This is a genomic window from Rhodanobacter sp. PCA2, assembly GCF_013620825.1.
Taxonomy (GTDB): Bacteria; Pseudomonadota; Gammaproteobacteria; order Xanthomonadales; family Rhodanobacteraceae; genus Rhodanobacter_A.
Genome location: NZ_NJIC01000027.1, coordinates 1 through 12,292 on the forward strand (window position 1 = coordinate 1; position 12,292 = coordinate 12,292).

The 12,292-nt window shown below is 70.8% G+C and carries 14 protein-coding genes and 1 pseudogene; 8 read left to right on the forward strand and 7 right to left on the reverse strand.

Annotated elements, in window-relative coordinates:
- From PCA_RS17585 to aat, 4 genes and pseudogenes are all read left to right on the forward strand, one after another.
- A pseudogene (locus tag PCA_RS17585) lies at positions 1-100 on the forward strand (thioredoxin-disulfide reductase); the annotation flags it as partial.
- 131 nt (positions 101-231) lie between these two features.
- The gene (locus tag PCA_RS09885; protein WP_181302447.1) at positions 232-885 is read left to right on the forward strand and encodes a DsbA family protein; all 654 of its coding nucleotides are present in this window, start codon (positions 232-234) and stop codon (positions 883-885) included.
- A 19-nt stretch (positions 886-904) separates the two neighbouring features.
- Entirely contained in the window at positions 905-2,035 is a 1,131-nt protein-coding gene (locus tag PCA_RS09890; RefSeq protein WP_181302448.1) for a GNAT family N-acetyltransferase, read from the forward strand.
- Positions 2,032-2,769: a leucyl/phenylalanyl-tRNA--protein transferase gene (aat, locus tag PCA_RS09895; RefSeq protein WP_181302449.1), complete on the forward strand. Its 738-nt coding sequence runs from the start codon at positions 2,032-2,034 to the stop codon at positions 2,767-2,769. The genes PCA_RS09890 and aat overlap by 4 nt, the downstream gene beginning before the upstream one ends.
- Here aat and PCA_RS09900 read toward each other — a convergent pair.
- From PCA_RS09900 to PCA_RS17785, 5 genes are all read right to left on the reverse strand, one after another.
- Entirely contained in the window at positions 2,754-3,566 is an 813-nt protein-coding gene (locus PCA_RS09900) for an HD domain-containing phosphohydrolase (protein ID WP_255436769.1), read from the reverse strand. The two genes, aat and PCA_RS09900, sit on opposite strands and share 16 nt — an antisense overlap.
- A gap of 173 nt (positions 3,567-3,739) precedes the next feature.
- Complete coding sequence (locus PCA_RS09905; protein WP_343204433.1) at positions 3,740-4,459, reverse strand: methyltransferase domain-containing protein; 720 nt, start codon at positions 4,457-4,459, stop codon at positions 3,740-3,742.
- Positions 4,456-4,797 (reverse strand): zinc ribbon domain-containing protein YjdM, encoded by a 342-nt coding sequence (locus PCA_RS09910; RefSeq protein WP_181302451.1) that lies wholly within the window; start codon positions 4,795-4,797, stop codon positions 4,456-4,458. Before PCA_RS09910 ends, PCA_RS09905 begins: the two co-directional genes overlap by 4 nt.
- A 46-nt stretch (positions 4,798-4,843) precedes the next feature.
- Positions 4,844-6,121: a flavodoxin-dependent (E)-4-hydroxy-3-methylbut-2-enyl-diphosphate synthase gene (gene ispG, locus PCA_RS09915; RefSeq protein ID WP_181302452.1), complete on the reverse strand. Its 1,278-nt coding sequence runs from the start codon at positions 6,119-6,121 to the stop codon at positions 4,844-4,846.
- 163 nt (positions 6,122-6,284) lie between these two features.
- Positions 6,285-7,100 (reverse strand): AraC family transcriptional regulator, encoded by an 816-nt coding sequence (locus PCA_RS17785; protein WP_181302453.1) that lies wholly within the window; start codon positions 7,098-7,100, stop codon positions 6,285-6,287.
- A 168-nt stretch (positions 7,101-7,268) separates the two neighbouring features.
- Here PCA_RS17785 and PCA_RS09925 point away from each other — a divergent pair, with 168 nt between their 5' ends.
- The 3 genes from PCA_RS09925 to xseA all read left to right on the forward strand — a co-directional run bounded on the left by PCA_RS09925 (position 7,269) and on the right by xseA (position 9,912).
- Entirely contained in the window at positions 7,269-8,042 is a 774-nt protein-coding gene (locus PCA_RS09925; protein ID WP_181302454.1) for an SDR family oxidoreductase, read from the forward strand.
- Between the two features lie 94 nt (positions 8,043-8,136).
- On the forward strand, positions 8,137-8,397 hold the full coding sequence (locus tag PCA_RS09930) for a hypothetical protein (RefSeq protein WP_181302455.1): 261 nt from the start codon (positions 8,137-8,139) through the stop codon (positions 8,395-8,397).
- A gap of 162 nt (positions 8,398-8,559) precedes the next feature.
- Positions 8,560-9,912, forward strand: a complete 1,353-nt coding sequence (xseA, locus tag PCA_RS09935; protein WP_181302456.1) for an exodeoxyribonuclease VII large subunit — start codon at positions 8,560-8,562, stop codon at positions 9,910-9,912.
- Between the two features lie 43 nt (positions 9,913-9,955).
- On the opposite strand, the gene PCA_RS09940 is transcribed toward xseA, so the two are convergent.
- Entirely contained in the window at positions 9,956-10,723 is a 768-nt protein-coding gene (locus PCA_RS09940) for a YdcF family protein (protein ID WP_181302457.1), read from the reverse strand.
- Between the two features lie 49 nt (positions 10,724-10,772).
- A complete protein-coding gene (locus tag PCA_RS09945; RefSeq protein WP_219918705.1) occupies positions 10,773-11,525 on the reverse strand; it encodes a YdcF family protein in 753 nt (250 codons plus the stop codon).
- Positions 11,526-11,619: 94 nt separating this feature from the next.
- On the opposite strand from PCA_RS09945, the gene PCA_RS09950 reads away from it, so the two are divergent.
- A complete protein-coding gene (locus tag PCA_RS09950; protein ID WP_181302459.1) occupies positions 11,620-12,216 on the forward strand; it encodes a YigZ family protein in 597 nt (198 codons plus the stop codon).
- Positions 12,217-12,292: the final 76 nt, after the last annotated feature.

Sequence of the window (12,292 nt, forward strand, 5' to 3'; positions counted from 1 at the left end):
CGACCACGTCTACCGCCAGGCGATCACCTCGGCCGGCTTCGGCTGCATGGCCGCGCTGGATGCCGAACGCTGGCTGGACCAGCAGAAGCCTGCCGCCTGACCTGGTTTCCTGCCCGTCATTCCGGCGACTGCGCGGCTCGCACAAACGCCATCGCCACTGGATCCCGGCCTGCGCCGGGATGACGGGCAAAGCGAAAACCTCCACGAGTTCGGAATGCCCGGTTGAACCGCATGAGCGTCGCCACGCTGCACTACATCCACGATCCGCTGTGCGGCTGGTGCTATGCCGCGCAGCCGCTGGTGGGTGCGGTGCTGGCGCAGCTGGGCGGCCGCCTCGCGCTGCGCCTGCACGGCGGCGGCCTGTTCGGCGAGCCGCGCCGCATCGACGACGCGCTGGCGCAGCACATCATGCATTCCGACGAACGCATCGCGCAGCTCAGCGGGCAACCGTTTGGCGAAGCCTATCGGCAGGGCCTGCTGGCCCAGGACGGCACCGTGCTGTATTCGCTGCCGCCGATCGCCGCCGTGCTCGCCGCCGAATCCCTCGATGCCGCCATGGCGTATCCGATGCTGGTGGCGATCCAGAACGCGCACTACCAGCGCGGCCTGCGCGTGGCCGAACCCACGGTGCTGGGCGAACTGGCCGAGGAAATCGGGCTGGACGGCGTGCGTTTCGCGCTGGCCTGGGCCCGGGCGGACGGCCATGCCGTGTTCGAGCACGTGCAGGCCAGCCGCCGCCTGCTGGACGAGGCGGGCGGCCAGGGCTTCCCCACCCTGCTGCTGGAAACCGCGGGGCGCCGCATGCTGCTGCCGCACCACCACTACTACGGCAAGCCCGACGCCTTCGTGCAGGCGCTCTCCGCGCAGTTGCCGGCGCTCCATTGAGCAGCCACGGATCGCGTGCATGATCGAAGCGCGCTTCCACGACCGCATCGCCGACATTCCCGCCGCCGACTGGGACGCGCTGCGTCCCGACGACCATCCCTTCGTGTCGCACGCCTTCCTGCATGCGCTGGAAGAAAGCGATTGCATCCGCCCCGCCTGGGGTTGGCAGGCGCACCACCTCGGCCTGTACGAACACGGTCGGCTCGTCGCCGCCGCACCGCTCTACCTCAAGGGCAACTCGCACGGCGAGTTCGTGTTCGACTGGGGCTGGGCGGCCGCCTGGGAACGCGCCGGTGGCGACTACTACCCCAAGCTGCTCTGCGGGGTGCCCTACTCGCCGGTGCCCGGCCCTCGCCTGCTGGCCGGCGGCAGCGTGGAACGGCAGCGCGCGCTGGTGGCCGCGATGCGGCGCGAGGCGGAACGCCTGCGGCTGTCGTCGGTGCACGCGAATTTCCTGCTTGACGACGAAGCCGCCGCATTCGACGCCGACTGGCTGGCGCGCTCGGACGTGCAGTTCCACTGGCGCAACCGCGGCTGGCGCGACTTCGACGACTTCCTCGCCGCGCTGAACCACAAGAAGCGCGCGAACATCCGCCACGAACGCAAGCAGGTCGCCTCCAGCGGCCTGCGCGTGGAATGGCGCGGCGGCGACTCGCTGGACGAGGCCGAATGGGCCGAGGTGCATGCGCTCTACCTCGCCACCTTCGACGCCAAGGGCAACCACGCCGCGCTCACCGCGGATTTCTTCCGCCGGCTCGGCACGCTGGGCGAGATGGCGCAACTGGCGCTGGCGCACGACGCAAACGGCATCGCGGCGATGGCGCTGTTCCTGCAAGGCAACGGCGTGCTGTACGGCCGCTACTGGGGCAGCCGCGTCGAGGTGCCGGGCCTGCATTTTGAATTGTGCTACTACCGCGGCATCGAGCACGCGATCGCCCGCGGGCTGCGCAGCTTCGAGCCCGGCGCCCAGGGCGAGCACAAGCTGGCGCGCGGCTTTCTTCCGGTGCGCACGCATTCGCGCCACCTGATCCTGCACGAAGGTTTTCGCGCCGCGGTGCGCGAGGCGCTGCAGCAGGAGGCCGCATCCATGGATCGCTATGCGGACGAATGCCTGGCGCACAGTCCGTACGCACGGGGCACGGGCCAATGATCCGCCTGCCCCGACTCTCCCCCGCCGCACCCGAGCGCTTTCCCGATCCGCGCACGGCGCTGGCCGAGCCGAACGGACTGCTCGCGTTCGGCGGCGATCTCTCGCCCGCGCGCCTGCTCGCCGCCTACGGCCAGGGTATCTTTCCGTGGTTCGGCGAGGGCGAACCCATCCTGTGGTGGTCGCCGGACCCGCGCTGCGTGTTCCGCACCGACGCGCTGCGCATCAACCGCAGCCTGCGCCGACAGTTGCGCGGCAGCTCGTGGCAGCTCAGCGTGGATCGCGCGTTCGAGGCCGTGATACGCGCCTGCGCGGAGCCGCGCGAAGGCCACGCCGGCACCTGGATCGTGCCCGGGATGATAGATGCGTACACGCGGCTGCATCATCTGGGTCACGCGCACAGCGTCGAGGTGTGGGACGGCACCCGGCTGGTGGGCGGCATCTACGGCGTGGCGATCGGCCGGCTGTTCTGCGGCGAGTCGATGTTCAGCGCCGAGAGCGGCGGCTCCAAGCTCGCCCTGGCGGCGCTGGCCGGCCTGCTGCGGGCATGGGGCTGGCCGCTGATCGACACGCAGGTCGCCAACGCGCACACGCTGGGCCTGGGGGCCGAGGAAATCCCGCGCGAACGCTACCTGTGCGAAGCCGCCCGGCTGACCGCGCTGCCGGGACGCGTGGGCAACTGGGCCGAGGACGGCACGCCGCTGGTCCGCGCCGTCCTCGCTCAGGCTGCCGGCTGAGGCAGTCCTTCCGACCGCTCCAGCCGCTGCTTCAGGGCCGCGTAATTGTCCAGGAACAGTTTCACCAGCCGCGGATCGAGCTGGCTGCCGGCCACGTCGCGCAGGTAGGCCAGCACGCGATCCTCCGGCCACGCCACCTTGTAGACGCGCTCGGTGATCAGCGCATCCCACACGTCGATCACGCTGAAGATGCGCGCGGCCAGCGGGATCTCCTCGCCGCGCAGGCCCTGCGGATAACCGCTGCCGTCCCAGCGTTCGTGATGGCTGTACGGCACGTCGCTGGACACGCGCAGGAAGTCCACCTGCTGCAGCAGTTCGTAACCGATCCGGGGATGCTCGCGCATCAGCGCCAGTTCCCCTTCGTCCAGCGGGCCGGGCTTGGTGAGGATCGCGTCGGGCAGCGCCAGCTTGCCGATGTCGTGCAGCAGCGCCCCCAGCCGCAGCGCGTCCAGCGCGCGACCCTTGATCCCGTCCAGCCGCGCGAGCTCCGAAGCCATCCGCGCCACGCGCTCGGAGTGATGGCCGGTCTCGCGGTGGCGCGCATCCATCGCCGCCACCAGCACGCCCAGCGCCTGTTCGTGCCCCGCGCGCAGGCGTTCATGGCTGCGCTCCAGGCTGTGCAGGTCGTAGCGGATCATCCAGTACAGCATCACGCCGGTGACCAGCACGAAGAACCAGCCCTTGAGCGTCTGCAGCGTCATGAGCAGGCCCGCATCGTGCACCAGCAGGCCGATGGCGCGATCGGAACACCATATCCACACGGCGGCGACCAGCACGTAAACGCACGCAATACGCAATGGCGGATTGATCCGCATACAAGCGCCCCCTGGCCCGGCTGAAAGGCATGCCCTGCCGCGCTCCAGCACGACGGGCGATGGACGAGGCACGATACCCGATACCGCGGCAGGTGTCCCATCAATCTCGCGGATGGAGTGTGTCCGGCCGCACGCGACGCGACGCGCGCAACGCTTCAGTGTCGGGCTGCAGCCACCAGGATCAGCGATGCCGGCTCGGCGGTGTGCGGATGCAGCGGTTCGCGCATGCGCACGAGTTGCAGGCCGGCCCTGGCAAGCGCATCCAGCCAGCCTGCCAGCGTGCGGAAGTACCACGGTGCGGCCTTGCCGAAACCGTCGCCGCAGCCGGCCCATGACCCCTCGCGCCAGCCATCGGCGCAAGGCCCGTCGCCGCAGGCGCTGATGGGGTGCAAGGTCTGCACGACCAGTACGCCGCCGGCCTCCAGCAGGGACGGCACCGCATGCAGCAGCGCATCGACCGAGGCGCCGCCCAGCAGCGAGAAGTTGCAGGCCACCACGTCGGCGCGTTCGTGCAGCGCGCCGTTCGCCACCTCGGCATAGTCCATGGCGATGAAGCGGCCGTCGCCGGCCGCCCGCGCCGCCTCGACCAGCGCCGGCACCGCGTCGATGCCGAGCACGTCGATGCCTTGCCCCGCCAGCGCGCGCACCAGCCAGCCTTCGCCGCAGCCGAGATCGATCACGCTGCGCGGCCGGCATGCCAGTACGGCATCGACGATGGCGGCGTCGGTGACCAGCCTGCGGCTGGCGATCGCCTGCCCGCGTACGGCCCGCGTCCACGGCTCGGCGCTGGCGTGCCAGACCTCGAGTATCGCCTGCTCGCGCTCGTCCATCGGCACCTCGCCGCATTCGCCCGCCGGGCGCGGGCGCAGGTTCACGCCTTGCGCACGAACTCCGACTTGAGTTTCATCGGGCCGATGCCGTCGATCTTGCAGTCGATGTCGTGGTCGCCCTCCACCAGGCGGATGTTCTTCACCTTGGTGCCGACCTTGACCACGAGGGACGAGCCCTTGACCTTGAGGTCCTTGATCACGGTGACGCTGTCGCCGTCGGCGAGCAGGTTGCCGTTGGCGTCCTTCACCACCAGCGCGTCGCTGTCGGCGGCGCCCTCCGCTTCGCGCGACCACTCGTGCGCGCACTCGGGGCAGACCAGCAGGCCGCCATCCTCGTAGGTGTAGGCGGAGTTGCACATCGGGCAGTTGGGCAGGTCGCTCATGCTCGTTTCCAGCGTGTCGTGGTGAAGTGTTCGGGGTATGCCGCGCTCAGCCGGCGCGGCTGGCGTACTTGCGCGCGACGTAGTCGTCCAGGATGCCCACGAATTCGTGGGCGATGTTGTCGCCGCGCAGGGTCATCGCCTTCTCGCCGTCGATGAACACCGGCGCGGCCGGCGCCTCGCCGTTGCCGGGCAGCGAGATGCCGATGTTCGCGTGCTTGGACTCGCCCGGCCCGTTCACCACGCAGCCCATCACCGCCAGCGTGAGGTTCTCGACGCCGTCGTACTTCACCCGCCACACCGGCATCTGCTCGCGCACGTGTTCCTGCACGGTCTTGGCCAGTTCCTGGAAGAACTCGCTGGTGGTGCGGCCGCAGCCCGGGCAGGCGGTGACCAGCGGCGTGAACGAGCGCAGGCCCATGGTCTGCAGCAGTTCCTGCGCCACGATCACCTCGCCGGTGCGCGGGGCGCCCGGCTCCGGCGTGAGCGAAATGCGGATGGTGTCGCCGATGCCCAGTTGCAGCAGCACGCCCAGCGCGGAGCTGGAGGCGGTGATGCCCTTGGAGCCCATGCCGGCCTCGGTGAGGCCCAGGTGCAGCGCGTAATCGCAGCGCGCGGCGAGGTCGCGGTACACCGCGATCAGCTCCTGCACGCCAGAAACCTTGCAGGAAAGGATGATGCGCTCGCGCGGCAGGCCGATCTTCTCGGCCAGCACGGCCGAGTCCAGCGCCGAACGTATCAGCGCCTCGCGCGCCACGTGGGCGGCGTCCCACGGCCGCGCGCGGGTGTGGTTCTCGTCCATCAGGGTGGCGACCATCGCCTGGTCCAGCGAGCCCCAGTTCGCGCCGATGCGCACCGGCTTGCCGTACTGGATCGCCTTCTCGATGATCGCGCCGAACTGGCTGTCCTTCTTCTTGCCGAAGCCGACGTTGCCCGGGTTGATGCGGTACTTCGCCAGCGCCTCGGCGCAGGCCGGCTCGTCCTGCAGCAACTGGTGGCCGTTGTAGTGGAAGTCGCCGATGATCGGCACCTCCACGCCCATCATCGCCAGCCGCTCGGCGATGCGCGGCACGGCTGCCGCAGCCGCGGGCGTGTTCACCGTGATGCGCACCAGCTCGGAACCGGCGCGCGCCAGCTCGGCGATCTGCTTCGCGGTGCTGGCCGGGTCCTCGGTGTCGGTGTTGGTCATCGACTGCACCACGATGGGCGCGCCGCCGCCCACCGTCACCTTGCCGACCTGCACGCCGACGCTGGGCCGGCGCGGCGCGGCGCAGGCGTCCTGCGGCAGCGGGGAAGACGCGGATGACGGAATCTGGGATGTGCTCATGGGGAACGGCAAGGAACGCGGCAGCGCGATGCAACATGATACCCGATGGGTGCAGGCGGCCACGACCGCGGCGCGGCTTCCGGAATGCATGATCGCGTCGCACGCCGCGTTTTCCGCCCACCGCCGCTGCCGACGTACGGACGCGCGCCGGGCAAGCCGGATTTCAGCCGCGCACGGCGCTTGGCACCACGCCCAGGTGGCGGCGAAACATGCCGGTCATGTGGCTGTGGCTGAAGAAGCCGCAATCCTGGGCGATGTCGGCGATGGGGCGGCGGGTTTCGCGCAGCAGCATGCAGGCGCGCTGCAGGCGGCGGGCGATCACGTATTGCAGCGGCGTGGCGCCGAAGCTGCGCCTGAACGCGGCGGGCAGTCCATGCCGCCGCAGGCCGGCGACGGCGGCCAGGTCGGCTAGCGCGATGCGGCGGTCCAGATGTGCGTCGATGTAGTCCTCGAGGCGCCGCCGCGACGCGGCGTCCAGGCCTTCGCGCGCGGTCGCGGGCTCCCGCGGCGCCGCGGCGAGCCGGGCCAGGTGCAGCACCAGGCTGCTGCGCAGGCTGTCGGCGAGCAGCAGTGAGAGATCGTCGCGGGCGCCGGCCAGCTCGCCCAGCTGCAGCACCATGCGGTAAAGCATCTCGTCGCGATGCGCCTGGCGCACCGGTAGCGGCAGGCGGGCGCCGGCCTCGTGCAGCGTGAGCGGTTCCACGCGCAATTCGGAATAGCGGATCACGCCGCCCTGCGCGGTGGCGCGGTAGCGCTCGCCGGCGGGAATGAACCACAGGTCGCCCGGCAGCGGCGGCCCGAACTGGTGCGTGTGCCCGGCGATGCGGGTACGCAGGCGGTCGATGCGGCCGCGCTCGTGGACGACGATGGTGTGGCGCGGCGCATCTATGGTCCAGTCCACGCGGCCGGCCAGATCCTCCTCGTATTGCGCAAGCTCGACGCGCTGGCGGCTGGCCGCGGCCCCGGCCTGCGCGGGCACCTGCCCGTCACGTCCGTGGCGCGACGATCCTGCAAGCGGCGCATCCGTTTTTGGAAGCCTGTCGCCTTGTCCGCGGCTCATAGTGCACTCCCCGCCCTGGTCGCGGATTCACGGCACGCCAAGCGGCGGGCCGTGTCCCGCACCGGTATTCAACCGAAGGAGGATTCCGTGTCCGATCATAGTCTGAAAGGCAAATACGTGGTCATCGCCGGCGGCGGCAAGAACCTCGGCGGCCTGCTCGCGCGGCGGTTCGCCGAAAACGGCGCGGCGGGCATCGCCGTGCACTACAACAGCGCGGGCAGCAAGGCCGATGCCGAGGAAACGGTCAAGGCCGTGCAGGACGCCGGCGCGAAGGCGTTCGCGATCCAGGGCGACCTGGCCGTGGTGGCGAACAACGCCGCGCTGTTCGACGAGGCGAAGAAGCAGTTCGGCGGCATCGACATTGCGATCAACACCGCCGGCGTGGTGATCAAGAAGCCCATCGCCGAAGTCACCGAGGCCGACTACGACCGCAGCTTCGACGCCAACGCGAAGGCCGCGTTCTTCTTCCTGCAGCAGGCCGGCCGCAGCCTGAACGACGGCGGCAAGATCCTCACCATCGTCACCTCGCTGCTGGCGGCGTACACGCCGTTCTATTCGATCTACGGCGGCGGCAAGGCGCCGGTGGAGCACTTCACGCGCGCGGCCTCGAAGGAATTCGGCGAGCGCGGCATCTCGGTCAACGCGCTGGGGCCCGGCCCGATGGACACGCCGTTCTTCTATCCGGCGGAGACCAAAGACTCCATCGCCTACCACAGCACGGCGGCGGCGTTGAGCCCGTTCACCCGGAGCGGCCTGACCAACATCGGGGACATCGCGTCGATCGTCACCTTCCTGGTCACCGACGGCTGGTGGATCACCGGCCAGACCATCTTCGCCAACGGCGGCTACACCACGCGCTGACCGCAACGCGCCTGCCCTTGCCCGTGGGGCAGGCGCCCGCTCCTTCGCCCCCTCGCCGCCGTGGCTGGCCGCCAGAACCCGCAGGACGAAAACCATGCACTCTCTGATGATCATCCTGGGCGGCCTGGCCCTGCTCGCGATCTGCCTGCTGCTGGGTCGCCTGGTTCCCTCGCTCGGCATGCGGCGCGCCGCCCTGGTGTTCATTCCGCTCTGGGCCGTGCTGTCGATCTGCAACTTGTGGGCGGGCGTGCGCGCCGGGCACAGCGTGGCGAGCGAAATCCCCTACCTGATCCTTGTTTTCGCCGTGCCGGCGCTGGTGGCGTGGCTGCTGCGCTGGAAGGCGCCCGGACACTGAGCGACGCCGTTCCAAGCTTCAGCCTCAGGCGCGACCCCTGCGATACGACCTGCGGGCGGCACGGCCGGGGCCTGCTCTCAGGCATTACCTGCACAACATACGCCAAGCCACTGTTGCGCAAGACTCTTGCGCCCGGAGAGGACGTGCTAGGCTCCCGCTTCCATGCAGCCGCCCGACCACCACGCCGCCCCGCCCCGCCACATCCTCACGCCCAGCACCCTGAACCGGCTGGTGCGCGGGCTGCTGGAGGACGCGCTGCCGCTGGTGTGGATCGAGGGCGAGTTGTCCAACGTGGCGCGCCCCGCGTCGGGACATCTCTACTTCACGCTGAAGGACAGCGGCGCCCAGGTGCGCTGCGCGATGTTCCGCCCGAAAAGCGCCGCGCTGCGCTTCAAGCCCGTGGACGGCATGCAGGTGCTCCTGCGCGCGCGGGTTGGCCTGTACGAACCCCGCGGCGAGTTCCAGCTGGTGGCCGAGCAGATGGAACCGGCCGGCGAAGGCGCGCTGCAACGCGCCTTCGAGCAGTTGAAGGCGAAGCTGGACGCGGAAGGCCTGTTCGACACCGCCCGCAAGCGCCCGCTGCCCCGCCATGCGCGGCGCATCGGCGTGATCACCTCGGCCACCGGCGCGGCGATCCGCGACGTGCTGAGCGTGCTCGCGCGCCGCTGGCCGCTGGCCGAGGTGGAGGTGCTGCCGGTGCCGGTGCAGGGCCGCGAGGCGCCGCCCGCCATCGTGTCCATGCTGAAGAAGGCCTCGGCCTGCGCCCGCTACGACGTGCTGCTGGTCACCCGCGGCGGCGGCTCGCTGGAGGACCTGTGGGCGTTCAACGACGAAGCCGTGGCGCGCGCCATCCACGCCAGCGCCGTGCCGGTGGTGAGCGCGGTGGGCCACGAGGTGGATTTCAGCATCGCCGACTTCGTCGCCGACCTGCGCGCCCCCACGCCCTCGGCCGCCGCGGAACTGCTGGTGCCCGACGCGCAGGACATGCTGCGCCACCTGCGCCAGTTGCAGCAGCGCCTCGCCACCTTGCAGCAGCGCCGGCTGCAGGCCCGCAGCCAGCGCGTCGACCACCTGCTCGCGCGCCTGCAGGCCCAGCGCCCGCAGGCGCGGCTGGCGCGCGACCGCGAACGCCTTGCCCATCTGCGGCATCGCCTGCTGGCCGTGCTGCGCGAACGCCGGCAAGCCGACCGCAGCCGGCTGGAACGCCTGCACGCGCGCTTGCTGGCGCGCCACCCGCAGCAGCGCCAGCCGCTGTTGCAGCGACGGCTGGCCGAGCAGTCCCAACGCCTGCGCCAGGCCATGGCGCGCCAACTGGAACGCGAACGCCACGCCCTGCAGGAGGCCGCCCGCACCCTGCACGCGGTGAGTCCGCTGGCCACGCTGGAGCGCGGCTACGCGATCCTGTTCGACGCGGAGGGAAAAGTGCTGCGCTCCACCCGGGACGCGGAACCGGGCAGCGCGCTGCGTGCCCGTCTCGCCGACGGCGAACTGCCGCTGCGCGTGCGCGAGGACTGATCGCGCCTGACGGCGCCGCATCGTCTGCAGTGGAAGGAAAGGCTCAGCCGCCCGCAGCCGCGCTGCCTGCCTCGGGCGCGGGCACGCCCTGGCGCCAGGCCTGCCAGCGATACAGCAGCAGCCCCCCGCATTCGTGCAAGGCCAGGTCGGTGACCTGGAAGTTGTAGGCGTCGGGAACCCAGGTCCAGACCCCGCGCGGGTAGTCGGCGCGCATCGGCGTCACCGGGATGCCGAAATGGCGGAACGCGAACTCCGCACGGCGCAGGTGCAGGGCCGAGCTCACCAGCCACACCTTCTCCGCGCCGATGCGCGCGAGCGGCGCGCGGGCGAACTCGGCGTTCTGCCAGGTGGTGCGGCTGCGCGGTTCCAGCACGATGTCCGCCTCGGGCACGCCCAGGCGCACCAGCACATGCCGGTAGACCTGGGCCAGCGGCTCGCCCAGCATCGAGGCATCGCCGCCGCTCACCAGCACCGTGCAGCGCGTGCCGGCTTCACGGCAACTGCGGTACAGCGCCACCGTTTCGGCGATGCGCGTGTAGCCGCCCTGACCCGGCTCGGGTCGGCCGCCCGGCGGGTTGTTCGCGCTGGCGGTCAGCAGCACGACCGCATTGGACGCCGCCCACTGCGCATCCGGCCGGTGCGCATAAGGCGCCTCCCAGTGCTGCAGCAGCCAGGCGGGCACCGGCCCGCAGCCGATCGCGAGGACCGCCAGCCACGCCAGCACGATGCCGGCGAGCCGCAGGCGCCGCCAGCCCGCGCGCCCGGCGATCCAGGCAGCGGCAAGCAGGACGATCAGCAAGATCTCGGTCATGGGCGATCCGCGGACAGGTCGGCGGCCATTATGCCGGGACGACGACGCGCTACAGCGCGCCGGGCCTGGTCGCCTGCACGTTCCAGCCCATCGCGTTGTAGAGGCGGTAGCGCAGCACCCCGGCGTATTCGTGCAGCGCCAGGTCGGACATCGCGAAGTTCCACGACTGCGGCCACCAGTCGGGGCGCGCGGTGAGCCAGTCGCCGCGCACCGGCGTGGCCTCGATGCCGAAATGCGTGAAGTACAGCATGGCGCGGCGCAGGTGCGAGGCGGAGGAAACCAGCACCACGCGCTGCGCACCGTAGTCGCGCAGCAAGGGCGCGCTGAACTGCGCGTTCTGCCAGGTGTTCATGCTGCGCGGCTCCAGCAGGAGGTCGGCGGCCGGCACGCCCAGGTGTTCCAGCACCGCGCCGTACACTGCGGCCTCCGATTCGCCGCTGTGCAGCGCATCGCCGCCGCTCACTTCGAGCTTGCAGTCGTTGCCGCTGGCCTTGCAGTCGCGGTACTGCGCCAGCGCCTCGTTGATGCGGCCGTTCGCGTACAGCGTCGGTTTCACCGTGCCGTCCGGCGCGCGCACCGCGCCGGCGCCCAGCAGTACGATCGCATTGCGCGGCGCCCAGGCGATCGCGGGCCGCTGCGCATACGGACCCTGCAGCGTGTTCAGCAGCCAGGTCGGCAGCAGCCCGCAGCCCGTCGCCAGGAACAGCAACACCGCCGCCCACAGCGCGGCCGCGGCCATGCGCCGCCACTTCAGCGCGCGCAAGGCCAGGCCCAGCAGCACGAGGACGATCAGCACATCCATCGACATCCGGTTCGCTCCATCAAGGCCAGCAGCAAAACCCCGAGGGTAACGCAAGGGCATGACGGCGTGGCGCGCATCGCCTACCCTGCGCTGCATGAGTGATCCGCTGCATACCCTCGTCGCCGCCTGCCGCCATGCCGAGGACATCCGCAAAAGCCGCTTCCTCGCCCAGGCCGCACCGGTCGCCACGCCGGAGCAGGCGCTGGCCTTCGTGCGCGAGGTGTCCGCCGCGGACGCCACGCACAACTGCTGGGCCTACCGCATCGGCCAGGACTACCGCTTCAACGACGACGGCGAACCGGGGGGCACCGCGGGCCGGCCCATCCTGCAGGCCATCGAGGGCCAGGGCTTCGACCGCGTGGTGGTGGTGGTGACGCGCTGGTTCGGCGGCATCAAGCTCGGCGCGGGCGGCCTTGCCCGCGCCTACGGCGGCACCGCGGCGGAATGCCTGCGCATTGCCGACCGCGTGCCCATCGTGGCGATGGCGCGGCTGGGCTTCGCCTGCGATTTCGCGGAGCTGGCCCTGCTCAAGGCACGCCTGCGCGAACTGGGCGCCGAAGCGGTGCAGGAGCAATTCGGCGCCGACGGCGTGGCGCTGGAATTCGAGCTGCCCGCCCAGCGCGTGGCCGAAGCCGAACAGCGTATCGCCGACCTCAGCCGCGGCCGCATCGCGGTCCGTCGCATGGATTGACCGTCCCGCCGAAGCGCCCGCAAATCGCCACGCTTCCGGCTTGAGGAACGCCGACGCGCTGCGCACACTGCGCGGC